The 26,562-nt window shown below is 50.7% G+C and carries 26 protein-coding genes; 15 read left to right on the forward strand and 11 right to left on the reverse strand.

Annotated elements, in window-relative coordinates; genetic code table 11:
- Positions 1–98 precede the first annotated feature (98 nt).
- Together AC1S52_RS32780 and AC1S52_RS32785 are read right to left on the reverse strand one after the other, a co-directional pair.
- Positions 99–557, reverse strand: a complete 459-nt coding sequence (locus tag AC1S52_RS32780; protein ID WP_482033252.1) for an SRPBCC family protein — start codon at positions 555–557, stop codon at positions 99–101.
- A 237-nt stretch (positions 558–794) separates the two neighbouring features.
- Entirely contained in the window at positions 795–3,338 is a 2,544-nt protein-coding gene (locus AC1S52_RS32785; protein WP_482033253.1) for a sigma 54-interacting transcriptional regulator, read from the reverse strand.
- A gap of 180 nt (positions 3,339–3,518) precedes the next feature.
- Here AC1S52_RS32785 and AC1S52_RS32790 point away from each other — a divergent pair, with 180 nt between their 5' ends.
- The gene (locus AC1S52_RS32790) at positions 3,519–4,784 is read left to right on the forward strand and encodes an ABC transporter substrate-binding protein (RefSeq protein ID WP_482033254.1); all 1,266 of its coding nucleotides are present in this window, start codon (positions 3,519–3,521) and stop codon (positions 4,782–4,784) included.
- 263 nt (positions 4,785–5,047) lie between these two features.
- Positions 5,048–6,046, forward strand: coding sequence for a UDP-glucose 4-epimerase GalE (gene galE, locus AC1S52_RS32795; protein WP_482033255.1), 999 nt, complete (start codon positions 5,048–5,050; stop codon positions 6,044–6,046).
- A 29-nt stretch (positions 6,047–6,075) separates the two neighbouring features.
- On the opposite strand, the gene AC1S52_RS32800 is transcribed toward galE, so the two are convergent.
- Both AC1S52_RS32800 and AC1S52_RS32805 read right to left on the reverse strand, forming a co-directional pair.
- The gene (locus AC1S52_RS32800; protein WP_482033256.1) at positions 6,076–6,294 is read right to left on the reverse strand and encodes a hypothetical protein; all 219 of its coding nucleotides are present in this window, start codon (positions 6,292–6,294) and stop codon (positions 6,076–6,078) included.
- A 17-nt stretch (positions 6,295–6,311) separates the two neighbouring features.
- Positions 6,312–6,935 carry an ABC transporter permease gene (locus AC1S52_RS32805; RefSeq protein ID WP_482033257.1) on the reverse strand — a complete coding sequence of 208 codons (624 nt, stop codon included), beginning with the start codon at positions 6,933–6,935 and terminating at the stop codon, positions 6,312–6,314.
- Positions 6,936–7,204: 269 nt separating this feature from the next.
- On the opposite strand from AC1S52_RS32805, the gene psb34 reads away from it, so the two are divergent.
- From psb34 to AC1S52_RS32840, 7 genes are all read left to right on the forward strand, one after another.
- Complete coding sequence (gene psb34 / locus AC1S52_RS32810; RefSeq protein ID WP_482033258.1) at positions 7,205–7,369, forward strand: photosystem II assembly protein Psb34; 165 nt, start codon at positions 7,205–7,207, stop codon at positions 7,367–7,369.
- A 218-nt stretch (positions 7,370–7,587) separates the two neighbouring features.
- Positions 7,588–7,785, forward strand: a complete 198-nt coding sequence (pgr5, locus tag AC1S52_RS32815) for a cyclic electron transport protein PGR5 (protein WP_482033259.1) — start codon at positions 7,588–7,590, stop codon at positions 7,783–7,785.
- 246 nt (positions 7,786–8,031) lie between these two features.
- Complete coding sequence (locus AC1S52_RS32820; RefSeq protein WP_482033260.1) at positions 8,032–9,261, forward strand: geranylgeranyl reductase family protein; 1,230 nt, start codon at positions 8,032–8,034, stop codon at positions 9,259–9,261.
- A 258-nt stretch (positions 9,262–9,519) separates the two neighbouring features.
- On the forward strand, positions 9,520–10,107 hold the full coding sequence (locus AC1S52_RS32825) for an FKBP-type peptidyl-prolyl cis-trans isomerase (RefSeq protein WP_482033261.1): 588 nt from the start codon (positions 9,520–9,522) through the stop codon (positions 10,105–10,107).
- Positions 10,108–10,124: 17 nt separating this feature from the next.
- Positions 10,125–10,763 carry a lysophospholipid acyltransferase family protein gene (locus AC1S52_RS32830; RefSeq protein ID WP_482033262.1) on the forward strand — a complete coding sequence of 213 codons (639 nt, stop codon included), beginning with the start codon at positions 10,125–10,127 and terminating at the stop codon, positions 10,761–10,763.
- Positions 10,764–11,269: 506 nt separating this feature from the next.
- Positions 11,270–13,078 carry a polysaccharide deacetylase family protein gene (locus AC1S52_RS32835; protein ID WP_482033263.1) on the forward strand — a complete coding sequence of 603 codons (1,809 nt, stop codon included), beginning with the start codon at positions 11,270–11,272 and terminating at the stop codon, positions 13,076–13,078.
- A 413-nt stretch (positions 13,079–13,491) separates the two neighbouring features.
- Positions 13,492–13,680 (forward strand): hypothetical protein, encoded by a 189-nt coding sequence (locus AC1S52_RS32840; protein ID WP_482033264.1) that lies wholly within the window; start codon positions 13,492–13,494, stop codon positions 13,678–13,680.
- Between the two features lie 142 nt (positions 13,681–13,822).
- On the opposite strand, the gene AC1S52_RS32845 is transcribed toward AC1S52_RS32840, so the two are convergent.
- The 3 genes from AC1S52_RS32845 to AC1S52_RS32855 form a co-directional block, all read right to left on the reverse strand.
- A complete protein-coding gene (locus AC1S52_RS32845; protein WP_482033265.1) occupies positions 13,823–14,566 on the reverse strand; it encodes a Stp1/IreP family PP2C-type Ser/Thr phosphatase in 744 nt (247 codons plus the stop codon).
- 67 nt (positions 14,567–14,633) lie between these two features.
- Positions 14,634–16,652, reverse strand: coding sequence for an ABC1 kinase family protein (locus AC1S52_RS32850; protein WP_482033266.1), 2,019 nt, complete (start codon positions 16,650–16,652; stop codon positions 14,634–14,636).
- A 49-nt stretch (positions 16,653–16,701) separates the two neighbouring features.
- Positions 16,702–17,031: a DUF6825 family protein gene (locus tag AC1S52_RS32855; protein WP_482033267.1), complete on the reverse strand. Its 330-nt coding sequence runs from the start codon at positions 17,029–17,031 to the stop codon at positions 16,702–16,704.
- 330 nt (positions 17,032–17,361) lie between these two features.
- Here AC1S52_RS32855 and AC1S52_RS32860 point away from each other — a divergent pair, with 330 nt between their 5' ends.
- Together AC1S52_RS32860 and AC1S52_RS32865 are read left to right on the forward strand one after the other, a co-directional pair.
- A complete protein-coding gene (locus tag AC1S52_RS32860) occupies positions 17,362–17,640 on the forward strand; it encodes a hypothetical protein (protein ID WP_482033268.1) in 279 nt (92 codons plus the stop codon).
- Complete coding sequence (locus tag AC1S52_RS32865; protein WP_482033269.1) at positions 17,641–18,054, forward strand: transposase; 414 nt, start codon at positions 17,641–17,643, stop codon at positions 18,052–18,054.
- A gap of 271 nt (positions 18,055–18,325) precedes the next feature.
- Here AC1S52_RS32865 and AC1S52_RS32870 read toward each other — a convergent pair whose 3' ends face one another.
- Both AC1S52_RS32870 and AC1S52_RS32875 read right to left on the reverse strand, forming a co-directional pair.
- A complete protein-coding gene (locus AC1S52_RS32870) occupies positions 18,326–18,934 on the reverse strand; it encodes a chorismate lyase (protein ID WP_482033270.1) in 609 nt (202 codons plus the stop codon).
- A 202-nt stretch (positions 18,935–19,136) separates the two neighbouring features.
- Positions 19,137–20,507, reverse strand: coding sequence for an FAD-binding oxidoreductase (locus tag AC1S52_RS32875; protein WP_482033271.1), 1,371 nt, complete (start codon positions 20,505–20,507; stop codon positions 19,137–19,139).
- 290 nt (positions 20,508–20,797) lie between these two features.
- On the opposite strand from AC1S52_RS32875, the gene AC1S52_RS32880 reads away from it, so the two are divergent.
- Positions 20,798–20,968: a Tse2 family ADP-ribosyltransferase toxin gene (locus AC1S52_RS32880; protein ID WP_482033272.1), complete on the forward strand. Its 171-nt coding sequence runs from the start codon at positions 20,798–20,800 to the stop codon at positions 20,966–20,968.
- Positions 20,969–20,981: 13 nt separating this feature from the next.
- On the forward strand, positions 20,982–21,179 hold the full coding sequence (locus AC1S52_RS32885; RefSeq protein WP_482033273.1) for a hypothetical protein: 198 nt from the start codon (positions 20,982–20,984) through the stop codon (positions 21,177–21,179).
- Positions 21,180–21,246: 67 nt separating this feature from the next.
- Here the strand turns inward: AC1S52_RS32885 and AC1S52_RS32890 are convergent, their stop codons facing one another.
- Positions 21,247–22,728: a cytosine deaminase gene (locus AC1S52_RS32890; RefSeq protein WP_482033274.1), complete on the reverse strand. Its 1,482-nt coding sequence runs from the start codon at positions 22,726–22,728 to the stop codon at positions 21,247–21,249.
- 271 nt (positions 22,729–22,999) lie between these two features.
- Entirely contained in the window at positions 23,000–23,974 is a 975-nt protein-coding gene (locus AC1S52_RS32895) for an acetamidase/formamidase family protein (RefSeq protein ID WP_482033275.1), read from the reverse strand.
- A gap of 56 nt (positions 23,975–24,030) precedes the next feature.
- Here AC1S52_RS32895 and AC1S52_RS32900 point away from each other — a divergent pair, with 56 nt between their 5' ends.
- Both AC1S52_RS32900 and asnS read left to right on the forward strand, forming a co-directional pair.
- A complete protein-coding gene (locus tag AC1S52_RS32900; RefSeq protein WP_482033276.1) occupies positions 24,031–24,711 on the forward strand; it encodes a potassium channel family protein in 681 nt (226 codons plus the stop codon).
- 113 nt (positions 24,712–24,824) lie between these two features.
- A complete protein-coding gene (gene asnS / locus AC1S52_RS32905) occupies positions 24,825–26,213 on the forward strand; it encodes an asparagine--tRNA ligase (protein ID WP_482033277.1) in 1,389 nt (462 codons plus the stop codon).
- Positions 26,214–26,562 lie beyond the last annotated feature (349 nt).

Below are 26,562 nucleotides of genomic sequence, written 5' to 3' on the forward strand. Positions count from 1 at the left end.
TACAGGTGGGATTATTAACGAAACGCCCTTCAAGCCCATTTTTAACAAAACTGCCGGAGTTTCAGATGCTTACGCTCCATCCTCTGTCCTTCAATTGACTAAAGTTCTCGTTGGTAAACCTCTTCCGCAACTTGCTTCAGTCGCCGTAATTGTGCTTGCATATCCGTTTGGGTCCAGGAGGATGCAATGGCATTGAAGCCAAGACGAACCAGAGGATTGGGAATTTCAAACTCAAATCGATTCAACAGGCGAGTCCCTTGCGCTTCTGGATTGCACTCCCAGCGATCGCGTCCCTTAAAAAAGCCCTTAAATTCCCAGACAACCAGACCCGGTTCTCGCTCGACCACCACACTTTTCAAGCTCGGTTGCACCAGCGGCACCTGAATGATGAAGCGGCTCTGGCTACCCAGATCGGTTGACCAGTCACCAATCGGTTCACACCGGAGGGCAGGGTTTAGCCAGCGATGCATCAGAGTACGGTCAGTAATACACCGCTCGACTACGGTGGCACTGGCGTTGATCTGGACAGCTTGCTCGAAAATTCTCTGGTCTGACATGGTTAGGGAAGTAGCGGGGAGGGGTTGTTAGTTGTTGGTTGTTAGTTGTTAGAGAGGAGCAGAGGAGTTGTTAGTCATTGGTGATTGGTCATTGGTAATTGGTCATTAGTCAGTAGGATTCATGATTGGTCATTAGTCATTGGTCATTGGTCTTTACAGATGACAGATGACAGATGACAAAGGACAAACAACCATTCCCCAACTTTCAACTTTTATCCTTCATCCTTTGCCAAAACTTTACCACCCTACAATTACCTTCCACATTAAAGAGCCGATCGCAACCATCGCCAGGTGTTGCGGCAGCAAATTCCAGAAGGACTGGCGGGCAATTTTTTGGGTCAGAAAGACGCTAAGCCAGAAGGCAAAAATCAGGGTCATGGCTTGCAGAAAGGCAATCACAGCAGGGTGGGCAATGGCAATTGGGAGATTGGCGGTGCCAAAGCCAAAGGTCGCAAAGGTGACGGGAATGATTTGCCCCATCTCGGTCAGTCCCAGCCGCAGGTAATGGGCCAGGTTTGCACCTAAAACCAGGGGCAGGTACCCATAGGCAAGTTCCCGAAAGGGACGGGTAGAGACATTTCGCCGTAATGTTTGGCTCAGTCGCAGTAGGGCATGGGCAACCAGGGCGATCGCAGTGGGCACTAGTAATGCCAACACCGACACTCCGGCATGAATCCCAAAATGGTCCAGATACAGATCCCAGCCAAGCTCACCTTCAACTTCTGGTAAGCGATGAAGAAACACTGCTCCAAACAGCAGAAACAGGAGGCAAACTTCAGAATAGGTAGGCTTGTGGGTTGTCCATAGCTCGATACCGGGTGGGCGTAAGTTAAACTCGACCGAACGGTGGGGGCAAGCTTTAAGGCAGGTCATACAGAGAACGCAATCCCGGTTGTCTTCCAGTTGTGCCGGATGGGAATAGAGGGGACAGCCACCCGTTTCCATGCCTTCGCCTTTCTGCGGTCCCCCTTTATAGCACTGGTAGGTGGTGCAGGTTGCGGAACAAATGCCCTGTTGTGCTCGCAGTTCCGTCACCGATAACTTAGCAAATAGCCCATTCATCCCCCCAATTGGACAGAGGTAACGGCACCAAAATCGGCGTTCAAATAGGAGGGAAAAAATAACGGCTCCTGCCGTAATCAAGAGCAACAAACACCCCGATAAATAGGCAGTATTTTCCAGGTCCCACAGTTCCTCCCACAGCAGAATCAGAGTGAACATGCCAAACAGGAACCAGCCCCCCCATTTTTCTGCTGCTTGCCGGTTCCAGGGCAACAGTTGACGCGGATATATCCAGAGAGACACTTTTTGTGCCAATTCGCCATAAATCATGAATGGGCAAAAAGCACACCAGATGCGTCCTAAAAATGGAAAGATTGCCAGAATTAAGAGCCACCACCATGCCCAGAAGAGGTTGAGCGCAACGTTGGCATTCCGGCTTTGGGGTCCCAGCATCAGGACGGCGACAACGACCGCGAACAAGCCTAAAGTGATGCCATAGTTGATGCGATCGGGATACCAGTCACTCCGCAGAAACTTACGCAAACTGGGATAAAGGTTCAGCAGATTAACCCGAAAGCGTCTACCTTTGGTATCCACTGACCAGAACACTTCTTCAGTTAGTTCGGCGGCTCCGTTTGCCTGTAACAGTGCCCGCTCTACCATACTTTCCAACTCAGTCAGGTTGCCAGGAAAGTCGTATCCCTGAAGCCGCCGAATTGCTTCAGGAGTCACCTTTGGTTTTTGAAACCCTCTGGCACGGCAGGTCAAACTCAGATAGTACTCAACCTGTCCAGCAATATCAGCTTTTCGCACTCGCAATGGGGGCACTTTGATGCTGTGACCGACCAGTCCTTTTCGCTTCAGGGCTGGTAAGACTTTCTCAGAAGTCATCATGATGCGCGCCTGACTTTGGCGGGGTGCGGGAGGGGGTTCGCCTTGCCGCTCCACTGGTGTGTATTCACCCGTTTCCAGCAGGTCCACTAGTTTTTCCTGAAGCTCCGTTGTCAGTTCTTGAACATTATTAAGCAGGAGGGTTCCTTCCCCCAGCCACTCAATCAGTCCCGGCTTGCCGCCTGCCCGCCCAAATAATTCTGCTCCACTGGCTTGAATGGTGTCACAGTTGATTTTGATCATTGGCTCATGGCGGTAGCTAGAGCCAAAGTGAATTAGCCCAGCCGCGTTATCTTTTCCCAAGCCCGGTTCACCAAAGATGAGGACGGATTTCCGATCTTGAGACGCTTTACGAATCTCCTGACGTAACCGCACGGCATAGCGACTGGTACCAATAATTCCCCGTTTGACTTTGGGCACCAGGTAGGGACGCAGGGCAGTCTGCCGCTCCCGTTCATAGGTCAGTTGGGCAGAAACCTGATCCAGTTCGGTGGCTAACTGGCGAGAGAAGATCTGACTAATTTCGGGGTATTGTTGGGCGATCGCCAAAAACTCAGCTTTCGGAAGCACCCACAAAACCCCATCACTTAAGGTAATTACCGTTTGTTCTGCCACCTGATCCAGCAGCAGTTCCTTTAAGTGCAAAATGCTCCCCGGTAGAAGGCTAACCGCTCTGGCAAGACTGGTTTTACTGGTCCGGTAACTCTCCAACCGTCCCGTTTTCAGAATATACAGTGCCTCCGGTGAGGTGTCCTCCAGCACAATGCGGCGGTTTTCCTGGAAGGGATCTTCCTGAATGGCAGCGGCGATCGCCCCCAATGCTTCTTCCGATAAAGATTCCAGATTGGTGTTTTGCCGCAACCATGCAATGCGTTCTGTCTGTTCCACCCGTTCACCTCCGGCAACCCAACTTCCTGGCAAGTCCTCTCTATTGTTAGAACAAAGGTCTGTAGCAGAGGAGTGGTGTTAACTAATCGCAATAGTTGAGGTGGCAGGTGCAGGGTACCTCATATAGCCGATGTGTTACAGCTATACCTATGAGCCTCAGAATTTCTTTTCAAAAGTGTTATGAATTTAGTAATGAAGTCGATAGGGATGTTCTTTTTGGCAGTGGTGGCGATCGCCCTCCCCGGTTGCCGTCCATCAATGCAGCAGTCTGAGCAGACGATCACTCTCCGGTTAAGCGGCTGGCAAAGTAACCCCAATGAAAAGCAGCTTTTAGAAAACCTGATTAGAAACTTTGAGAAAAAGCATCCTGACATTCAAGTGAAATACGAAACCATCAATAGCGAGTACATGGATGTAATCAAAACTCGCTTGATTGGGGATGTGGCTCCCGATGTGTTTTATCTGGATGTGTTTGAAGCCCCCCTGTTAATGAAATACAACGTGCTGGAGCCTTTAGATCTCTACATCACTCCAGGGTTTGATCTGGCTGACTTTGAACCTTCATTGCTGAATGCGTTCAAACACAATGGGCAGCTTTATGGATTGCCCAAGGACTTTTCCACCCTGGCACTGATTTATAACAAAAAAGCACTGGCTAATGCCGGAATTACCCAACTGCCCACAACCTGGGAAGCCTTGATGGCAGATGCGAAAAAGTTAACGATCGACCGCAATCGGGATGGAAAAATTGACCAGTATGGGTTGGGTCTTGCTCCGGAACTGGCTCGTCAGACATTCATGATCAAAGCGTTTGGGGGGCAGTTGATCGACCTGGATGGCTACGCTCAATTTGCGAAACCCAACAGCTTACAAGGGCTAGAGTTGGTGGTTGACCAATATCGCCACGATCGCACGGCTGCCCAACCCACCGATGTAGGCGCAACCTGGGGCAGTGAAATGCTGGGTCAGGGGAAAGCAGCAATGGTGATTGAAGGTCCCTGGTCAATTCCCTACTTTAAGGAAACCTTTCCCAAGCTGGATTTTGGCACTGCCGAAGTTCCAACCGTCAATGGTAAGCCTGGAACAATGGCATATACCGTTGCCTATGTCATGAACCGAAAAGCTAAACACAAAGACGCTGCCTGGAAATTAATTGCTTACCTGACTGAAAAGGAAGGGATGAAAGCCTGGGCGGATCAGGGGTTAGCCCTCCCTGCCCGTCGTTCGGTATTAGCTGAACTGGGCTACGACAAAAACCCTCTTTACGCGCCCTTTGCTAAGGGAGCCAGTTACGCGACCATCTGGCAGGCAGGGAAAAATTTGCCGATCATTCGGATGAATTTTAACAACCAGTTTGTTAGCGCCCTGCTGGGCGAACAGCCCTTAGCAGATGCCATGCAAAAAGCGCAGGATACGGCTAATCGGGAGATTTATTGGGCGAATTAAAGCAACGAGTAGGAGGTAAGGGATAGGAATTGGCAAGGATCCTCAACTTCTTCAGAGAAATCGGGCTTTTAGCCTGCATTGTTTATGGGCAACTGGGCAGAAGCGTGACAAAACACTTCTTCATGAATGCTCAATCAATTTGTTTAATCTTTGTGTGAAGCAAGGTAGGTGTTTTACACCCTTGCGATCGCCTAGTTAGACTGAACCAGAGAAATCGCTAGCTGAAATTTTCAAATTCAAAGTCATTAAGGGAAGGTGTGAACGTGTCATCAAGTAAGCAGACGGTTCTAGTCACCGGAGGCGCGGGCTATATTGGTTCCCATGCGGTACTGGCATTGAAACAAGCCGGGTACGAAGTCGTGATTCTGGATAATCTGGTCTACGGGCACCGGCAAATTGCCGAAGAGGTGTTGAAGGTTGAGCTAGTTGTGGGAGACACCTGCGATCGCGCCCTTCTGGATCAGTTGTTCGCCAGTCGTGAAATTGTCGCTGTGATGCACTTTGCCGCCTACGCTTACGTAGGAGAGTCTGTTACTGACCCAGCAAAGTACTATCACAACAACTTTGTCGGCACCCTGACCCTGCTGGAAGCTATGCTGGCAGCCTCGATCAAGACCTTCGTATTCTCCTCAACCTGTGCCACCTATGGCGTTCCCAACGAGGTACCCATTCCAGAAAACCATCCTCAAAATCCCATCAATCCCTATGGTGCAACGAAACTGATGGTTGAGCGGGTTCTGCAAGACTTCGACCAGGCTTATGGTTTCAAATCGGTCTGTTTCCGTTATTTCAACGCCGCTGGGGCTGACCCAGAAGGTCATTTAGGTGAGGATCATAACCCTGAAACCCACCTTATCCCACTGGTATTGCTAACGGCATTGAGTCAGCGCCAGTCCGTCTCTGTTTTTGGCACCGATTACCCCACCCCCGATGGTACGTGTATTCGAGATTACATCCATGTCACAGACCTGGCACAGGCCCATGTCTTAGGTCTGGACTACCTGCTTAAAGGTGGTGATACCACCGTGTTTAACCTGGGCAACGGCAACGGTTTTTCAGTCAAGGAAGTGATTGAAACGGCGCGTCAGGTGACTGAAAAGGAGATTCTGGCTGTCGAGTGCGATCGCCGTCCCGGTGATCCTCCTGCGCTGGTAGGCAGTAGCGATCGCGCCCGCACCATCCTGGGTTGGAACCCTCAATACGCGGATCTGAATGCTATCCTCACCCACGCCTGGAACTGGCATCAAAAGCGGCATGGGTAAAAAAAACTCACACTTTTCTCACCGTGTCTTTACAGGGAATTCACCCAATCTGCGATAGCAAAAGTTACCTTAGATTCAGTTGGGTTGGTAATGCCCACTCCATGAGAAAAACAGGACGGACAGCAGCGGGGGGCTTGTTGCTGTCCGTCTTGCTTTGGGGGGCTAACCATTACATCAGCACCACCAGGCAAAATTTCGGGAAATTTATCACTTGCCAGATTAATTTCAAATCCACTCTCCTCAGGCACGAAGGATTTCCCCCTGACTAAGTTTTGATCGCGAACCGTCTTTCTAGCCAGCCAATGCCGTAGTCAGCCAAAAGGGCGATCGCTGCTGCTGGAACGGCTCCTGCCAGAATTAACTGGTTGTTCACAACGGAAATGCCGCGAAAAATAAACACGCCTAATCCGCCTGCTCCGATGGCGGCGGCGATCGTGGCAATACCAATTGCAATCACGGCGGCGACTCTGACACCTGCCAGGATGACACTCATTGCCAGGGGAATTTCAACCTGGGACAACAGTTGCCTGTCGGTCATGCCCATGCCTCGTCCCGCCTCCTTCACCGCAGGGTCAATGCTGGTAATGCCCACGTAGGTGTTGCGAATGATGGGGAGAAAGGAGTAAACCGTCAGGGCAATGATGGCAGGCACAGGACCAATCCCGACCAGGGGAATCAGTAAACCAAACAGCGCCAGGCTGGGAATGGTTTGCAAAACGTTGGCAATTGCCAGGATTGGTTGTCGCAGTAGAGTATTTCGCGTAATCAGGATACCGAGCGGAATGCTGATCAAGATGGCGATCGCAATTGCAACGGTTACCAGTAACAAATGTTCTCCTGTGCGCTGCACAATCTCAGAACCGTAACGAATTAGAAAAAACTGGTTCATCTGAATTTTGGGGTTCCATCCACATGAGGATGTTCTACCTATACAGCACTTTCCCATCGCAGGAGCAAGTCTCTTCTAAGAGAGGCAAGGGATTGAGGGAAGCAGGTACTTCGCCGTTTTTTCGCCTGGGACTGGGGGAAGACAACGATAAGCCAGACCAATCTGTAGCATCAACAAATTTTTTCCGCAACATCTGTTGACATTTCGTAACAATTTGGTTTACATTTATTTACATAAGGAAACAGATGAAATTCTCAAGGAGAAACACCATGCGTACCGTTAACGAAGAAGGACTGTTGAACAACTACGCTACCGAGCCTGCTGTTTACTACGCTGAATATCCCTCTGTTGAAGAGCAGCGTCAGTATGTTTTCCAGGGCGCGATCGCAACCTTGTTTGTCATAGCCATGCTTCTGACTGCCTTTGTTGCCTAAACAGGAATTCAGCTATCAGCTTTCAAGCCAATCGAAAAAAACTGAAAGCCAGGTACAGATCGACTCCGAGCAGTTTTTAGGTTCTCGGTTCTTTCAATCCAGCCTGAAGCTATTCACTCTCTAAAGGCTGATAGCTGTACTCCTTTTACCTTCCACCTCCATTGTTTTTCGACTCCAATTAACCCTTTTCATTCATAGTCATTCACAGGAGACTTGAAATGTTTGCACCTATTGTTGTTGTCGTTCGTCGTTTGATGGGAGATGCTAAGTTTGTTCGTCTGCGGGGACAGGCGATCGCACTCCACTCAAAGGTCATCACCAATTTCTGTGAAAGAGTTGGGATTGATCGCAGCCAGCGCCAGAACATGATTCGGGTGGCGCGTGACAATGGCAAGCGTTTGGGATTACTGGCTTAGGCAGGAAATAGGTGATAGGTAGCAGGCAGTAGAGTGAACCGTTCTGGTTCTAGCCCCTTCGAGGCAAACTGTCGCCAGTATTGAAAGTTTTGCAGTTTCCGATTGAATGACTCCAAAACTCCAACGTTCTAGCGTTCCCAAGATGGTATTCCCCCACTTGACGAAGACGATTAAGAGCATTGAGCCGTTATGCTGATTCAAGCGTCTTTGTCGAAGTCATTGCAGGAACGGTTGGAGTAGGAACTGGTGAAAAGTTACGACTTAATTGTTTGTGGTGCGGGACCGGCAGGCGCAACCGCCGCCGCGATCGCAGCCAAAGCAGGGCTAAAAGTTGCGCTAGTCGAAAAGTGTTCCCTTCCCCGACACAAAACCTGCGGCGGCGGTATGCCAATGGTGATCCAGGATTTTCTTTACGATCTGGCACCTGAGGCATTCGTAGAATCTGATGTGCTCTTCATTCGCCATACCTGGAACTTTGACGACTCTTACCTGGCACCGATTAATCCCCAGGCTACGGATCGAAAGTTATCGATTTGGATGGTGCAGCGTCCCGTCTTTGATAATGCCCTGGCACAGGCTGCCGCCAAAGCAGGGGCTGATTTGCTGGATGGTTTAGCGGTACGTTCTGTTGCAGTTGAGGGCAATCAGGTCAAGGTTTGCACTCAGGCAACGGCTTCTGCGGCCAGGAGTAATGGATTTGAGCTCAACGCTTCTGCCCGTCATGTTATTGGTGCAGATGGTGCCAATGGCATGATTGCAAAGGCGGTTGGTTTACGCCAAAGTCGAGCGATCGCGCTTGGCATGGAAGTAGAATTTCCCTATGCCTGGAAGGAGCATCACCCTCATTTGCGTCCTGATGTGGTGCATCTAGAATATGGTGCCGTTCCCTCTGGGTATGCCTGGATATTTCCCAAAGCTGAACACTTAAATATAGGGGCAGGAGTCTTTCATACTAAGGGTGGGGATGTCCGGGGCGATCGCAGGGTTCGCGAACAGATTCGGCAGGCGATCGCCGGTTATCTGAATGCCTTTCAACTGGGTTATGACCTGGATGCCTTGCGATTTCATGCCCATCCTCTACCAGTTTGGAACGGGAAGGAAACACTCCATACTTCTGATGGGCGAATTCTATTAGCAGGCGATGCTGCCGGACTGATCAATCCTTTCTTTGGCGATGGCATTTTACATGCCGTCAAAAGTGGAATCCTTGCCGCAGAGTGTGTGATAGAAGGAAAGGTACTGGAATATAGCGATCGCATTCATACGGAATTTGCCAGCAGTTTTGATGCTGCCCGCCAGTTGGCACAGATTTTCTACCGCTTTCCCCATTTCTGTTACCGCTATGGGGTAAAAAACCCAAAAGCAACCCCTGCCGCGGCTCAACTGCTTGCCGGGGAACGACCTTTTAATGGGGTTGTCCGACGAGCCGTTCGCCATGTGGGGCAAACCATGGTGAGTTCCTTGAGCAATTGGTAGGTGTGGGGATTTCTTGGATCGAAGCTACTCACTCCCTGGACGGTTGGCGTTTGGAGCAGCCTGGTTCCAGAGCCAGGTTTTTAGACCCTAAATTCAAGGTGGTGCTGAATAGCAGTATGAATTGGAACGAAGTTTCAATTCATACAACTCTCAATTCATACCCAAAATCAGCAACGCTAAATTCAACGCTACCTGACCGCACGGCTAGGGAACTTCCCGGTAAAATGGGCAATGAGAGAAAGCCACAGGAGGGTTGTTGTGAAGGAAATTTTAGTCAGTTTTGGGGTGATGGTGGTTTGCGTTCTGGTGCTGCTGGTTTCTCAACTCAGCGGTAACCGGAGTCAGGCGATCGCCGCAAACCTACCCAAAGCCGAATCTCAAACTATGGCAGCCGCTGTCGAAAGTCAACTCACGATTGGCGAAACTTCAGCGCCTCTGGTAGCCGATAATAGTGCAGCGAATATTGCAACCGACACTGTTGCTGCCAATACCAAAGAAGGAGACGAAACGGTGATTACAACCCCTTCCGGTCTGAAATACGTGGATCTGGTCGAAGGAACAGGCACTTCCCCAAAAACAGGGCAAACCGTAGAAGTTCACTACACCGGCACCCTGGAAAACGGCAAGAAGTTTGATAGCTCCCGCGATCGGGGTGAACCTTTCAAGTTCAAGATTGGAGTTGGGCAGGTCATCAAAGGTTGGGATGAAGGGGTTGGCACTATGAAAGCTGGCGGTCGCCGTCAGTTGGTGATTCCACCGGAACTGGGCTATGGTGCCCGTGGCATTGGTCCGATTCCACCTAACTCTACCCTGGTGTTTGATGTTGAGTTGTTGGGTGTGAGTTAGTGGTTCAATGTTCAGTTATGAGCAGAAATCGCGAACCATTAACGAGTTTATTCCTCTATCACCTGTTTAAATGGTCAGTGGTAAGCCCGGTCCTGCATGTGTATTTGAAGGGTCGGGTTTACGGGGCAGACAATGTGCCAAAGGATGGTCCCCTGGTGGTCGTTAGTAATCACGCCAGTGATTTTGACCCACCAATTCTGTCCTCCTGTGTGCAGCGTCCGGTGGCATACATGGCGAAGGAAGAACTGTTTCGGATTCCCGTGTTGAAGCAGGCGATCGCCCTTTATGGGGCATACCCAGTCAAGCGGGGTTCTGCTGATCGCAGTGCGATTCGAGCCGCTTTGGGTTCCCTTAGCCAAGGATGGGCAGCAGGAGTGTTTATCACGGGTACCCGCACGCCCGACGGACGGGTGACTGACCCTAAGTTGGGCGCTGCCCTGATTGCTGCAAAGGCAAACGCGCCCCTGTTACCAGTGAGCCTCTGGGGAACTCATGCTATTTTTCAAAAAGGTTCCGCTGTCCCCCGCTCGGTTCCTGTCACAGTTAGAATTGGTAACCTGATCTCTCCGCCAGCGTCAACCGAACGGGAAGTCTTAGAAACAGTAACTCAGCAGTGCGCAGATGCGATCAACGCTTTACATGACTTAGGCAGGTGAATCGTTACACTTATGGCAGGCTCTATTAGTGGCAGGCTCTACTAGAAAGAGATACCTCTGCTACCGAATTCCCTTGTGATTGTCAAGAAAACTCGATAACGGGGCAGGTTCAATAGAGGAAGGCGATCGCGTATACAGTTTTTTGTCTAGAAATATAGAACGATAGTGCCTGTCCTAGAGTCAAATCACCATAACTAAACAGCCTCCTGCAAGGAGGCTTTTATTTTTTATAGCAATTCTCAAATCAGGGGGGGGGATAGCTGAGATTAAGCCATTTGGCAGGAGTCAGAAGTCATACTAAGGATTTCCAAGCAATCTCCGTATTTGTTGGGGCAAATGGTAGGTTTTTCCAAAATAAGGGGTTGGCATATCATTACTGATTATGCTGATCTCCGGGTAGCAAAAGGTCTATTTGATTTTTTTTTGAAGTAAGTGTCTAAAAGAACCTGACAAAGCGCCAAAAATGGGGTACATATAACAAGGAATTTTTTATTTTCTTAACCCCTATGCCACTGTGGTGTAAGCGTCAGTCTAAACGGGTTGCCAAACGTGGGTTTGGTAATCGTCTGCGGTTTCTGCTGGCAGGTAGTTTGACCGTTCTACTACCCATTAATGTTGGGGTACCCTCGCTGGAAGCATCGGTTGCGATCGCCCAGAGTCAGCCAGATCCCCCTACCATTCCTGCGATTGACTGTCCTCCTGTCCAAACCGTTGCCACGACAGGCATTACTCACCTCATGGGTAATCTGGCTCAAACGGCAACCTGGGCAGATCAACCGGCGATCGGGATTGGCTCCTTAATTGAGCAGGTGGGACCCCAACTCCTGGCATACCTGAATGCCAGCCCTTTTCCAGAGGTTAACCCGCAAGCAAGGCAGGCTAAGGTACCCGTGATGATGTATCACGACATCCTGCCGGAAAAGGAAGTGTTTTTTGACGTAACACCAGAGGAGTTTGAGGCGCATCTGAAACTGATTCAGGAGAAGGGATTGACTCCAATCAGCATGGATCAGTTGGTGACTCATCTGCGGACAGGACTACCGCTACCCGAAAAGCCGATCTTGTTGACCTTTGATGATGGCTACCTGGGGCACTACACTTATGTTTACCCCCTCTTAAAAAAATATAACTATCCCGCTCTGTTTTCCATCTACACCGACAAGATAGACAAGCGCTTAGGTCGTCCTGGTGTGACGTGGGAGCAGGTACGAGAGATGGCAGCAGACCCCTTGGTGACCATCGCCTCCCACAGTGTGACCCACCGCCTGATGCCCGATCTGTCCCCAGCGGACGTTCAAATGGAACTGCAAAAGTCCAGGCAAATCCTGGAGTCGGCGTTGGGGATCCCGATTCGTTACTTCACATATCCGGAGGGCAAGTACAACGCCAAGGTTGCTGAGGCTGTACAGACAGCAGGCTATACGGCAGCTCTGACGATGGATGATGCTGAGGATCGGTTGGCAGGGCAGTCAGAAAGCTTGATGGCGGTTGATCGGGTGGGTCAGTCTGGGATAGAGCAAATGGTGGATATTGCCTGGGGTGGGCCCAAACTGCAAGCCTGGAGTTTAGGGTTTGATTTTGCATCTCCCGTACAGAAAACAGAGACGGCAATTGACGATACCCCCTTCATTTTTATTTCAGGGGGTAAGCCAATTACCATCCATGCCGATAGTCGCTACCAGGTGCCAGAAATTCTGGCAAAGTCTGACACTGGGGCGATCGCGGCGGTTGATGGTGGCTTCTTTTCCCTCGAGTTTTTGGACTCCAATGAGATGCTGGGTCCTGTCCTAAGTCAAGTTCATGGTCGGTTCTTTCCAGGCAGAAAGGGCGAAATTCCCTTAATTAACAACCGCCCCCTGGTGCTGATCAGTGAAAATACGGTCAGGTTTGTTCCGTTTGATAGTCTTAAGCACAACACGCTGGAGGGCATCCAGGCTGAACTTCCCAATGTGACGGATGCTTTTGTGGGTGCTGGTTTTCTGGTAGAAAATGGGCAGCCTCAACCGCCTGAACGGTTTGGCAAGCTATTTGACTTCAATGAGCCTCGACATCGAGCGTTCTGGGGAATTAATCAGCAAGGTCAGCCAGTCGTCGGGGTATCTGTGGAGCCAATTGGTTCCGTCGATTTAGGTAAGGCATTGGCAAAAGCGGGTTTCCGGGATGCTGTGATGCTGGATTCGGGTGCCAGTACATCCCTGGCATACCAGGGTCACTCCCTGGTTGGCTATGTCCCACGTCCCGTCCCCCATGTGGTCGCGCTCGTCCCGCCTGCGGTGCAACTCAGTGCATCCTGTGCGTTGGTGTCCTCTCGCTAATTGGTGGATGGCTAGGCAGGAACGGCAAACTTGAACTTAGGGTTATCGCAATTTCATCCCCCCACTACCTACCTACCTACCATCCACTCACTACTGGACAGTTGTTTCTGCTGGTCTAGACTAGTAGAGCGCCCAACATTTTTAACGGTCAGATGTTGCAAAATTAATTACTCACTCCACTAAGGAGTCCTGTAGAAATAACTTAAGCGGCAAGGGGCTTATGGAAGTTGAATAATAAAGCGGGTAACAAGTAGGAGGCATCGTTGAGCGCCGTGCTGAAAATTGCAGCGGGAGCAAGTGGGTTGCAAGTGGCAAAGAGCGGATTGCTGAAGCGACGCAAAGCCGATAGGTATACGAGTGGGTGCATCGCTACGACAAAGATGGGATTCGAGGTCTGATGCTACGGGACGGACGTGGGCGCAAGCCTGCTTTTTTCCCCTCAGCACGAGAGCGCTCAAGCGGCTAAGCAATCGGTGCTCAATGGCACCCAGAAAGAATCTGCCAAGGATGGCATTCGTGCCAAGCGTCTCAGGGCAGGCTGGGATGACCACTATCTACTCAAGGTGTTGTCTCAGTCCTTCAGCCCTGTTTCTAAAACATGAAGAAACGCGTGCGTTTGCCCTAGGGACGTAGCTCCTGTCATCCCCAAAGTGGAATCAATCACTTCTCCTCGTTAGAAATAGCACAACCCCTCTATAAACTGCCTTAAAGGACTGCTCCAGGCTTCAGTAAAGGTACGGGTTCTCAACTTTCACCCCGCGTCAGACGGTCGATCGCGACAATAACCACAGTGATATTGTCACGCCCACCTCGATCCTTCGCGGCATTGATCAGGGCAGTGGCGGCTTTCTCACAGGCGCGGATGGATTTGAGATGGGAGGCAATAAGCTGGTCAGACAGTTCCTCGGTTAAGCCATCACTACAGAGCAGGAGGCGATCGCCCGGTTGCACCTGAAACGGTTGAATCGAAATCTCTTGCAGGTCTTCCCGTCCCAGGCATTGTGCCAGCACATGTCTGAGTGGATGAACCCGTGCCTGGTCAGGGGTAATTTCCCCGTACTTCATTAACCGGGCAACCAGCGTATGGTCTTCGGTAATTTGCTCCAGCTTGGAGCCGCGCAGTCGGTAGAGGCGCGAATCGCCCACATGGGCACACCAGGGCTGCTCCTCTCGGAAAATTGCCACCACGGCGGTCGTTCCCATATCAGACCGCTCCGGGTGATAGTACTGGTCTTGCAGAATTGCCTGGTTAGCAGCGATGAATGCCGCTTCTAAAAGTTGTTCAGAGGGTTCAACAGAATACCAATGGTTCTGCAAATAGGTTTGAATTGCCTGAGTAGCGATCCGACTGGCTTCTTGCCCACCCGCATGACCACCCATTCCATCTGCCACGATGAAGAAGCGTCCTTCTGGGTCAATAAAATAGGCATCCTGGTTCACAGAACGCAAAAGCCCTACATCAGTTTGTCCCGTAAAAAAAAGCTTCATCGGTGGCTGCCCTTCGTTTGGCATGTGAGCCAGGCTACCATTAGTTTACTGTGAGATGCCTGTGGGATTACGGAGTTCGTTCTGAACGTTCAAGACGGATCAGGAGGCGAATCAGTACGATGGCAAAGATAATCGCGGCGATCGCCGGTATCAGAGCCAACCAACCATGCCCGGTTGCCAGAATGATAGTTGCCGATAGGGTAAACGTACAAACTAGCAGGGTGTAGTTAGTCCCCATATTAACGCCATTCATGCGGCGTAATATCCGGTCGGTCTCCATTGAGCGCACTCGCACCCGCAGATCACCCCGCTCCAGTTTGTCGAGGGTTTCCTCAATTCGGCGCGGTAGCCCCAGGGCAGTACTGCTTACCTGGGCTGCCTGACGGCTCAGTTCACCTAGAATATTACCTGCATCTGATGAAGGATTTCCATTCGTCATAAGCCGCATTGCAAAAGGCTTTGCAACCTCCATAAAGTTAAATTCGGGGTCCAACCCCTTGCCTACCCCTTCCAGGGTAGAAAAAGCGCGCATCACAAACGTAAAGGTTGCCGGAAATCGAAAAGGCTGACCATAGGCAATCTCGTAGAGATCATCGCTAATTTCGCTCACCGATTGAGACTCAAACGGCTTATCCATAAAATTATCCAGCATAAACTGGACGGAGCGGCGCACAGGTCCCATATCATCTGCGGCGGCAAGTGCTCCCAATTCAATCAAAGCCGCTACCACGCGATCGCCATCCTTCTGGGCAATGCCAAAGAACAAATCCATTAACTTAGAACGGGTCACTGGTTTGACCTGCCCCATCATGCCAAAGTCGTAGAAGATTAACGATCCATCTGGGCTGGCAGCAATGTTGCCGGGATGGGGATCAGCATGGAAAAACCCATCATTGAGGAGTTGGTGCAGGTATGCCCTGGCACCCATCTGGGCAAGGGCTTTGCGGTCAAGACCTGCCGCTTCGAGCGCTTCGTAATGGCTAATCTTAATACCTGGAAGATACTCTAGAGTCAGGACTCTGGGTGAGGCATAGCGCCAGTAAACCCTGGGCACGTTGACCCAGTCTTCGTTACGGAAATTACGACGGAAGGTGTCGGCGTTGCGTCCTTCGTTGAGGTAGTCCACCTCTTCATACAGAATGCGACAGCACTCGTCATAGATACCTAACCAGTCTCGCCCTCTGCCCCAGTCAGGATGGTTCTGAAAATAGCGAGCAATGCCTTTCAAAATTGCCAGGTCAATCGCAAACAGCTTCAACAAACCCGGACGCTGAACCTTGACCACAACCTCTTCGCCCGAATGAAGTTGCGCCCGGTGTACCTGCCCCAGGCTGGCAGCCGCGATAGGAATTGGGTCAAAGTTGCGATAAAGCTCCTGGATGGGTTTGCCCATCTCCTCTTCGACAATCTCTTTAACCTGCTCGTAGCCAAAGGCAGGCACCTTATCCTGGAGTTTTGAGAGTTCCTCTACGTATTCCGTTGGAAACAGGTCTGCACGGGTCGAGAATAGTTGCCCCACTTTGATAAAGGTAGGACCCAGATCAAGGAAGGTTTCACGCATCCAAACCGCGATCGCCCTGCGCCGTTTTTCCTGTTTTGCTTCCGTTATCCCACCGGGATAGCTCCAGGGCTTTTGATAGAGCCAGAGAGCAAACAAAAATGACCAGACAAACCCCCAAATGTCTAGAAAGCGTCGTTGACGAGAGTAATTGCTGCGGTTCCAGCGATAAGCCTTGTCTCCATAAGCTTTTGGCTTGGAACGGTACTCTAAGCCAGCAGATTCCCCTAACGCCGACCAGCGTTTCGATTGCAAAGACTGTTCATAACGATGAGACACAGCTTCTTCCGAAAAGTACCGCTGACGAGAGGCTTCCTGTCCTAAGTCCTCCCGTTCATCCAAAGGAGAGCAACTGTCTGGAGTCTCAGACATCGAAGCTAAAAAATCACTCTCCCCACCTTTGGGTCTGTGGTTGTTCAACCCGTTCATGCCAATGTCAATATCTAAACCATCGAGATGCACATTCGTGCCCTCCAATGGCTCTGCTGGTTGGCTAGGGGGGTCAGAGTCGCGAGAAAAAACAGACACTCGATTTCCTGAACTGGTGATTCAACAAGGGAACGGTCTTGCCTGGCACTTAGGCAGTTTGGCTACTGCGGTAACGCTTTAGCTCGGAGCGCAACTGAGCAATCTCTGCCCGTAAGTCATCAATCATAGCTTGCAAATCAGCCGATTCCTGGTCACCCGGTGCCGTTGTGCCTGTACTACGCCCCCGCATAGCTTCGGCTTCTGCCCGGTTGGCGCGATCCACGACTTCTGCCGTAAATTGGTGCAGACTTTCTCGCAACTCTGCATCAAGTTTACCAAGATCACTAAGCGTATTCGTTAACGCTTTTTCTGCCTGCTCATACAGCGCTTCCGATAGCGCTCTGCCCACAAAGAAGGCATGAACCAGAGGATTAGTCATGAAACATTGCTACACACTTCGCCCAAATTATAACGCGCCTGAGTAGAAGAAGGGGGGCGGATTTGGCGAAGCAGATGAAGGGAGAGATAACAAGTGAGGAAGGGGAAGTGAAGAGTTAGACGTGGAAAAGTTAGGAGTGAAGAATTTAGGAGCCAAAAATTAAAGATTTCACAAGGTATGTCCTAGAAAGAAGAGGCTTATGGAAGTTGAATAATAAAGCGGGTAATAATTAGGAGGCATCGTTGAGCGTTAAGTGAGTCCCAATGATGAGCCGCCGTCCGATTCAACTGCAACTGAGCGCTGAGCAATAGCAAGCCTTGGAAAATGTTCGTGATTGCGCCCCGCAAGCGTACTGGCGTGGGCGCAAGCCTGCTTTTTTCCCCTCAGCACGAGAGCGCTCAAGCGGCTAAGCAATCGGTGCTCAATGGGCTGCGACATGCGCCGCAAACCTTTGGACATGAGCAAGCACACTGGCGGTTGCAAGACTTGTTGGAGCCGTGCCCGAGTTTAGGTCTCAAGAGCAGATCAGGATTGAGCAAATTGTTGTCCCGGTTCGACATTGGCTACAAACGAGGGCGACCGTATGTTCACAGTCCTGACCCTGACTAGGTGGGCAAATGCGACCAGATTGAACTGGCGTGTTTACGTGCCAAGTACGCGCCAGACAAGTACGTTGTGGTTTTCCTCGATGAAGTCACCTTCTACCGACAACTCACGGTAGCGCAAGATTGGGAGGAGCAAGTGTGGCGCTACCCACCCAAACTGCCGCAAAGTTGGCAACCCGTGAGTGCCACACCGGGCGACCCAAACGGACGGCCGATGGTGCTACTGAACTTGCCCACCTATGCCTCTTGGCTCAATCCGATTGAGAAACTCTGGCGTTGGCTTAAGCAGGATCTGCTGCACATGCATCGTCTCAGCAGCCGGTCGGATAACCTCAAGCAGAAAGTCGATCAGTTTCTAGATCGCTTTGATGCTCGCTCTATCCCCCTGCTGCGGTACGTTGGTTCATTACCCGATTAAATCGTCAACTTCCATCAGTCCGCTGTCCTACTGTGTACACACATCTCGACTCGCATACCAAAACTCTGCAAGATCCCGCTCAATCCCCCTTAAAAAGGGGGACTTCCAATCCGGTTCCCTCCTTTTTAAGGAGGGTTAGGGAGGATTAAGCCCAGCATTGGCTAGACTCAGATAACTTGTGTGTACACGGTAGGACCCTTGTCTTGTGAAGGCTAATTCTGCTCATCCTCAAATGAAATTGGTATTACTCATCTAAAAATCGCTGATTAAGTTACGAGTGGGTTGGACCCAGATATTTGGTGAGATAGGGAGAGAATACTTCATAAATTAGGGTCAGGGGTTGACCGTGGTGCCAGAAGAGATAATGGCGACCCCAGAAGGGACCCTGCTGTTCAAAAGCCTGTCCCAACGCAACAGAGTTGCCGTAGTAAATGCCCTGTACATCCCGGTAAAGTTCGGTTCGCAAGCGGGCAAGGCTTGCCCAGATGGGGAGCGATCGGTTTTGCAGGTACTCATCCACATGACTGGCTTCCCACCATGAAGTTGCATAGGCGAGTCGCTGACCCGTGGACGTTCTCAGCCACACCTGCCGTCGCAGTCGCGGTCCCGGCACAACCTGGATTTGACGGGGGGCGTTGTCAGTGTCCATGCCAACAGGTGACATATCAATCACATCCACTTCCGTCGGTTCCCCAGTCAACAACTGTAAATGCCGGGTCGGTGAACCATCGCCCAGTAGCAGAATTTGCCATGCGGGTGCGAGTTGATGGTGGGGTAAACCTTGTTGAACTATTGGCTCATCTCCTTGCCAGATAGGGTCAAGGGCGTGCCAGGTGGCTGGCAGAGTGAAGCTATCTGGAGATTTAAACGTTGCTGTCAATTTTCTTCACACAACTTAACCTCACATTTATCATAGCGTTACCCTGGGGCTTTATAGCAGGTGTCAGGCGGAACAGGACGGTGGGACAGCGTTTTGCGCGATCTCTTACAGCCATTTTCAGTTGTGTATGCCACACCTAGCCACTGTTTTGCATGAATCTAAAGGCATCACCTGGGTGGCACTCGTCTGAAAACCGCTGTAATTACATCAAATAACTCGATCGCTCCTGCCATGCTCGCATTTTGCCTGGGTTCAATAGCCCGTAGGGATCAACCATTTCCTTAAATTTGAGTTGGGTGACATCGACGGTTTTTCTGCCACCATCCTCCAGAATGCAAGTATGGGGGTCAAAAATCATGGCTCCCTGTTCTTCGTGGTAGTCCATAATTGCCTGGAGCCGTTCAGGGGTGGTGTAGCGGACAATTTGCAGAGCAGCGGGAATTGCCTGTCCGTTAAACCTCAGATATTCCAGGTGCATCATCACCTCGTCCCCAAAGTAGTGATACATGTGCTCAACCAGTTTCAGGCTTTTGTCTGCTGGGAACAGGGTTTGCAGGTAGGTGAGGGTAGGGTCTACACTGCGGGCATGCAGGGTGGTGTGGTTCCAGGAATATTCAATCAGGGTTGCCCCCTTACTGGCTTCCTGGGCTGTTTTTTGATAGGTGACGCTGCCACCAAATTCCTTTACCAGTTCCGCAAAGGGTTCCAGACAACACTCGGCTACCAGAACCAGGGCACAGTGGCTTCCCTCTGGCATGTAGCTTTTGAGGGCGGCGAAATAGCCGGGAATAGGAGCCGCGAGAATGCAGACCAGCTTTTTGATCATGCCGTCACTGTCGCTAAATACCTGTCCAAAACGGGCGGCGGTCATAAAGTCGGTAAAGGTGACGATCGCCTCAGCCCAGGCATAGGCGGGTCCCAGAGGAATTTCCAGTTCCGTGATAATGCCGTTGGTGCCCCAGGCATGGGCAACTTTGTAGACATCATCGCCACGCAACTCAATCACGCGGGGTTCATCTTCCATTGTCACAACCCGCAGTGCCAACAGGTTGCCGCGATCGCGCAGTTGCCCGTAGGTCACCGAACCGACTCCTCCGCTGCCGCCGCCAATGAAGCCACCAATCGTGGCTTTGCGATAGGTAGAAGGAGCCATCCGCATCTCCCACCCCGTTTCCCGTGACTGCTTATCTAAGGCTGCCAGCTTTACCCCCGGTTCCACGCAGGCAATTCCTGGCTTAATCCACTTAATTTTTTGCATATTGGACAGATCCAGAATCAGCCCCCCCTGGAGCGGCACACACTGCCCATAATTGCCGGTGCCTGCCCCGCGTACCGTTAACGGAATCTGGTGTTTAACGCATACTTTGGCAATGTGCAGCACTTCAGCTTCTGTCGTGGGACGAACAACCAGATCCCCTCGCTTATCACCCAGGATTCCTTGCAGGATAGGGCTATAGGTGTAGTAGTCCTGGGAAAGCTTGGATACCTGGGATGGGTCGGTAATGATTTCTATCCCAGGTAAGTCCGCAGTGATCGCCTTAAGGTCAACAGATTGAGTATCAGCAGATGTCATTAGAGTGAACTCCAAGCCTGAGAAAAAACCACAATTGAACTCTATTGAACTCCTGTTCTAGCCAGCCTGAGTTCCGCAATAGAATTTTTAAACATCACAGCCCATTGCGGCGTGTTGTTTGATGCAAAACTCTAGGGAATGAACAAAACCCCTGTTTCACTTTACCGAATGGGAAACGCTAATTCTCCCAGAGTGGATAACATACGCTCTCAGGACGTGAGTACGTATAAAGAAGCTGGCGAAGTTTGGGTTATAGCCAGGTCAGGCGGTATCTCTACCTTTTTCAGGGTATGGGAAAGAATTGGTGGAAGCTAGAGGCGGGAATTGAAATTCCAAAGGAGCTAGAGCTAGTGAACGTTCATGGTAATCATTGGTCATGGGAACCTAAGTACAATATGCGCATGGACGACTACAAAGCAGCACTAAGCGTTGTAGGTCGTTTCTTTTGTAAGGTGAGTTAGTGGAGGATTGGCTATGGAACTGTCTCCCAAAGCAATTCGGTTTATTATCGAGGCGCTGGAATATCGGATGAAAACCTATCAAGAGCTACTGTTAACAGATGGATTGGACGAGAATCAAATTTCAGATATTACTAATGACACCATGTATCTGGATTCCTTGTGCCAAGAGTTAAGGAAAACCCGCGCGATTTCTGCTTCACCCCTTTCGTAAGGAAGTTACAGCCAGTAAATTGAAGTAGTTGCCATCATTTCTTAAATCGATAAAAAATCGCTGGAAATTAATTCTCTGGTTGTTTCTTCAGTTGTAAGTCATCCAATTCAGCGTAGTCTGGCAGGGTGGTATCAATCACCTTACCCTCTCGCAGGACAATGCGATCGCGCTGTGAGCGGGATAACAATTCGCCATAGTTGCGTGCTCGAAATAGCACCAGATCTGCCGGTAAACCGACACCAATTCGCCCCACGGTGGGCAACCCCATCAGGTCAGCAGGGATAGTGGTGATAGAGCGACACCAGTTGCCGTAGGGTCTGTCTAGATGAGCGATTTTGACCGACATGGAAAACACTTCCAGGGCATCATGGTCGCCAAAGGCGTGGAATGGGTCGCGGCAGTTGTCGCTGGAGAGTGCCACGGGAACACCTGCCTGCTGAAGTTCATGGATTAAAGTCACCCCACGCCAGCGGGGAGTGCGTCCGGGTTGCCGATCTTGCAAATACAGGTTGCACATGGGTAGGCTGACTACCCCAATACCCGCTTTTCTAACCCGGGCGATTGTGGCTTTGGCTGGCGCGGACTCCTGGACTGACAGGCTACAACAGTGTCCACACACCACTTTTCCCTGGTAATGGTGACGGATGGTTGCCTCGGCTATATATCGTAGGGTAATGGAGCCAGGATCATCTGTTTCATCGGCATGAAAATCCAGGTTGAGTTTTCGTTCTTTTGCCAGGACAAAGGCGCGATCGACCTGTGCTTCAATATCGGGATTCATATAAGCCACTCCGCCTAAAATCCCCCCCAGTTCAGCGATCTGATCTGCCAGCTTTTCTCCTGCTGGTGTCAAAAGGTAGTCCAACGCGACCAGGCAGGCAGGTTGCAGAATGAGCCGATCCTGCCATTCCTGTTGCAGGGTTTTGAAAACTGTTAGGCTCAGGTTTGCCAGGTTCCCCCCAGAGTCGATATGAGTGCGGATCGCTTTTGTCCCGTGGGCATAACTGCACTTCAGCCCAAACTGCATGCGGCGGTAGACATCCTCCGGATCCCAGTAATGGTCAGAATCCCTTTGAATTTGGTTAAGGGCACTGGCAAAGCTGCCGTCGGGATTGGAGGTCCGCTCCCAGATGTGTCCCTTATCTAGATGGGTGTGAATGTCTACAAAGCAGGGAAATGCCATCCCACTGCGCAAATCGACTGAAGGAGCGGTGTAACTGGTCAGGGTTCCGGCTGTGGCAATGCTGGCAATGGATCCCTTAATAATTTCCAGATCGACGGGGAGCAGTTCTGGGGAGGGATTGGGAGATGGGGAAGATGGGGTCAACCAATTTCTGCTTTTACCCTGACCACTGCGCACCATCAAAGGAGGTGGAATGTGAACGTTGGTTAACCAGTAGTGATTCGAGTGGGGAATCATTTGGGGGGAAGGGGAGAGAGGGAGAGAAGGAGGGAGGGGGAGCTGATATTTGCCGAAGTTTGGGGGCGATCGCTGACCAGACAGGTAGATAAAGTACCCAAATGGAGGGCGATCTGGTAGGGATCTCATTATTTCGGAAGAACTGAGACAACCACAATCCGCTAGATGAGTGAAATTCATGACATCCAAGACCTCGGAGGTTTTCAAAACCTCCGAGGTCTAAGCCTGACGATATTTCCCACTGCTTTTGCTCCTGATCCCTGGCACCTGCTATATCTCACAAGCGAATCTTAGACAGCAATTCTCAGTATGGAACGAGGCTACTGGGTTCCAGCGATTTGTCGGCTTGTAAATAATCGTAAAAGCCTCTTTGTTTAAGGGCTTCAACGACCCCACTCTTTTAAAGTAAGAATTGCTGCACCGTAGGAGGCAAAATAGCTTTTGGTAGTAACCCATGTACCCCTTTTTGAGGGTTGTTCACCACCTGGGTAATGTGAAAGTTAGCCGTCAGGCTGCACAGAACGTATGCCTCTTCAGCGGAGATGCCCGTGTAGTGGACTAAAAAATCAATCATGCGCTGGAGGGCAACCTCAAAAGCTTCATCCAGGGTTTGCCCAAATCCCATTGAAATATAGTCAGTGGAAGTTTCAGCAAAGGGCGCGGTGAACTTCAAGTCTTTCCGCAGGATGAGTTGGATCGTTCCGTTCATTGAGGTTTCGATCGCCGTTACATTCACCTCTCCATCCCCTTGAGCCGCGTGCCCATCCCCAATGGAAAACAGGGCACCAGGTAGAAAGACCGGCAGAAAGACTCGCGAACCTGCTTGTAACTGGCGATTGTCAATATTGCCCCCATACAGTCCAGGTGGGACAGAGGTACGGTGGGTTTCCTGCGTTGCGACACCCAAAATCCCAAAGAACGGATGGAGGGGAAACTTGATGCCGCTTCCGGGGGGGAACTCAGCCGTTTGATGGATCAGATCCAGGGGAATAAAGCGCAGGGCAGGCTGGGTAAAGACCTCTGGCAACGCGCCCCAACCGGAACGGATCGCGTTAAACCCAATCGGCAAGCTGGGCGTAATTTCCTCTAACCTCACTTCCAGAACATCGCCAGGTTCTGCACCATTCACCACAATGGGACCTGTAAGCAGATGGGGACCAGGTCCAACTCGGCGATCGCTCGGTAGGTGTTCACAAATCTCACGCAAGGCTGCTGGCACAAACTCAGCGGGGGCTTTCTGGTACACATTCATGCCAGAGAAGGTTTCAATGTGGATGCGCTCGCCCGATTCCACGCACAAAGCAGGTTTTAGTTCAGATGAAAACCCTCCAAAATGAACAGTTTCACAGGTCGCCTTCAGAATATGTTCAGCCATTAATCATCAATAGAAAAAGTACGTTAGACTCAAAATTCTCCCACGGAGGTTGCTCAATGTATGTACTGATTGGTGGAGCAGGACTGGTTGGGCTGGAGTTGGCGCAGCAGTTGGTCAACCTGGGACATGTGGTGGCGATCATTGATGTGGATCCGGTTGCCTGTCGCTATGCCCGTGAACGGCTTGGGGTGATGGCATTTGAAGGTAGCGCTGTTAGTACCGAAGTGTTGCTGGAAGCCGGAATTCGCAAGGCAGATGCTCTGGCAGCGGTATTACGAGATGATGCGCTCAATCTGGCAATGGTGACTTTGGGAAAACACTTTGGGGTGCATCACATTTTGGTCAGAATGCGCCACCGGGACTTTATGGAACCTTACCGGATTGCCGGAGCAACTCGGATTATTAATGCGATCGACCTGGCGGTTTCGACGATGGCAAATGCGATCGAATATCCCCAGGTGGAATCAATCATGCATTTTGAGCAAGGTCAAATTGAGGTGTTGAAACTGTCTATTCCTGGAAACTGCAACGTGACTGGGCGTAGTGTCGCAGAAATCGCCCAAGATCCTCAGTTTCCTTCAGGTTCACTGATCATCGGCTACCAGTCTCATCCCCATGCTGCCTTAGCCATTCCCAATGGCAACACCGTTCTAGAATCCGGTTCAACCGTGCTGATTGTGACCAAACCCGGGTCGATGCACGCGATGATTGACTTTATTCAAGGATGTGGGATCTGAGGCAACGCCCGATCAGCATCCCGCTTACCTCGGAATGTTCAATCAACGCTAAACTCAATGATCAGTGCGACCATATCAGCACAACCAAATTCCACTTCACTTCTGTTTCATCCATGAATCGACGCATTATCGACCTTCTCCGCAATGGTCAACCCAATGAAACTGTCACTATTCAGGGCTGGGTGCGTACCAAGCGGGAGCAGAAAGAATTTAGCTTTGTCGAGGTGAATGACGGCTCCTCAATGGCGGGACTGCAAGTGGTGGTGAATCAGGATGTGCCAGGATATGCGGAAGCGATTAAGCGGGTGAATACGGGTGCGTCGGTAGAAATTACGGGTACGTTGGTGGAGTCGCCTGCCAAAGGTCAGCGAATTGAGCTAAAGGCAGCCTCGATCGCGGTCTACGGAGATGCCGATCCAGAAACCTACCCGCTTCAGAAAAAGCGCCACTCGTTTGAGTTTTTGCGCGAAATTGCCCATTTGCGATCGCGCACCAATACCCTGGGGGCGGTGTTCCGGGTGCGGAATGCCGCGTCTGCGGCAATTCATCAATTCTTCCAGGAACGGGGCTTTATGTGGGTGCATACTCCCGTCATCAGCGCCAGTGATTGCGAAGGGGCAGGGGAAATGTTTGCCGTTACCAACCTTGACCTGAAGCATGTGCCCTTGACTGAAGACAACACCGTAGACTTTGGCAAAGACTTTTTCGGTAAACAGTCCTACCTGACGGTCAGCGGACAACTGGAAGCCGAGATCATGGCAATGGCATTCAGCAATGTTTATACCTTTGGTCCCACCTTCCGGGCAGAAAACTCTAACACCTCTCGCCACCTGGCAGAGTTTTGGATGGTAGAGCCGGAAATGGCTTTCTGTGATCTGGAAGGCGACATGGATCTGGCAGAAGCGTTTCTGAAGTACATCTTCAAAACAGTGTTAGAGCAGTGCCCAGAGGATATGGAGTTTTTCAATCAGCGAATTGACAAAACGGTTTTGGCAACCGCTGACAATATCATTCATAACGAGTTTGCGCGGGTCACCTATACAGAAGCCATATCCGTCCTGGAGAAATCAGGTAAAACCTTTGAATATCCGGTTGAATGGGGTTTAGATATGCAGTCTGAACACGAACGCTATTTGGCGGAGGAGCACTTTAAGAAGCCTGTGATCGTGACCAACTACCCCGCTAAAATCAAAGCCTTTTATATGCGTCTTGACGAAGATGAGAAGACTGTCGCAGCGATGGATATTCTGGCTCCTAAGATTGGCGAAATTATTGGCGGCTCCCAACGGGAGGAACGACTGGACGTGCTGGAACGGCGAATTCAGGCTGTGGGGCTTGATCCCAAACCCTACTGGTGGTACCTCGACCTGCGCCGCTATGGGACGGTTCCCCATGCGGGGTTTGGGCTGGGTTTCGAGCGGTTGGTGCAGTTCATGACGGGAATGGGCAATATTCGAGATGTGATCCCATTTCCCCGCGCTCCCCAGGAAATAGAGTTTTAGAGTGTACTGGTCTTAGCAATGGAATGGTTGAACATTTCTGAATGAATAGCTGCGAAAGGTTCTGGCTATCCGGGCGATCTCGAGTCAAAGTCAGGAAAACCTCATCCAGAGCCGCAAATTATTTAGAAATCTGATGAATGCCTGGAAGCAGGAAAGTTATTATCAACAAATAACGATCGCTCTTTTTAGGGCTGGTGCAAAAAATAGCTCATGGATAATCGGCAAAAGGTAATCCCTTTACTATGCTTTGTGGTCGATTAGCTTTGACCAAATCCCTAATCTTTTTTGCGTCTGTTCTTTTCACTTGATTTACTCTTTGTCGCCTTAGGGCATCTCGTGAACTTACCCA

The sequence above is a fragment of the Kovacikia sp. CALU 1929 genome, assembly GCF_056784235.1.

Excerpts from the sequence above, each read along its gene's own strand:
- AC1S52_RS32835 (WP_482033263.1), top strand. The coding sequence starts at position 11,270 with ATGCCACTGTGGTGTAAGCGTCAGTCTAAACGGGTTGCCAAACGTGGG.
- AC1S52_RS32855 (WP_482033267.1), bottom strand. The coding sequence starts at position 17,031 with ATGACTAATCCTCTGGTTCATGCCTTCTTTGTGGGCAGAGCGCTATCG.
- AC1S52_RS32780 (WP_482033252.1), bottom strand. The coding sequence starts at position 557 with ATGTCAGACCAGAGAATTTTCGAGCAAGCTGTCCAGATCAACGCCAGT.
- AC1S52_RS32880 (WP_482033272.1), top strand. The coding sequence starts at position 20,798 with ATGGGAAAGAATTGGTGGAAGCTAGAGGCGGGAATTGAAATTCCAAAG.
- AC1S52_RS32805 (WP_482033257.1), bottom strand. The coding sequence starts at position 6,935 with ATGAACCAGTTTTTTCTAATTCGTTACGGTTCTGAGATTGTGCAGCGC.
- AC1S52_RS32885 (WP_482033273.1), top strand. The coding sequence starts at position 20,982 with ATGGAACTGTCTCCCAAAGCAATTCGGTTTATTATCGAGGCGCTGGAA.
- AC1S52_RS32845 (WP_482033265.1), bottom strand. The coding sequence starts at position 14,566 with ATGAAGCTTTTTTTTACGGGACAAACTGATGTAGGGCTTTTGCGTTCT.
- AC1S52_RS32875 (WP_482033271.1), bottom strand. The coding sequence starts at position 20,507 with ATGACATCTGCTGATACTCAATCTGTTGACCTTAAGGCGATCACTGCG.
- AC1S52_RS32890 (WP_482033274.1), bottom strand. The coding sequence starts at position 22,728 with ATGAGATCCCTACCAGATCGCCCTCCATTTGGGTACTTTATCTACCTG.
- AC1S52_RS32895 (WP_482033275.1), bottom strand. The coding sequence starts at position 23,974 with ATGGCTGAACATATTCTGAAGGCGACCTGTGAAACTGTTCATTTTGGA.
- psb34 (WP_482033258.1), top strand. The coding sequence starts at position 7,205 with ATGCGTACCGTTAACGAAGAAGGACTGTTGAACAACTACGCTACCGAG.
- asnS (WP_482033277.1), top strand. The coding sequence starts at position 24,825 with ATGAATCGACGCATTATCGACCTTCTCCGCAATGGTCAACCCAATGAA.
- pgr5 (WP_482033259.1), top strand. The coding sequence starts at position 7,588 with ATGTTTGCACCTATTGTTGTTGTCGTTCGTCGTTTGATGGGAGATGCT.
- AC1S52_RS32830 (WP_482033262.1), top strand. The coding sequence starts at position 10,125 with ATGAGCAGAAATCGCGAACCATTAACGAGTTTATTCCTCTATCACCTG.
- AC1S52_RS32790 (WP_482033254.1), top strand. The coding sequence starts at position 3,519 with ATGAATTTAGTAATGAAGTCGATAGGGATGTTCTTTTTGGCAGTGGTG.
- AC1S52_RS32900 (WP_482033276.1), top strand. The coding sequence starts at position 24,031 with ATGTATGTACTGATTGGTGGAGCAGGACTGGTTGGGCTGGAGTTGGCG.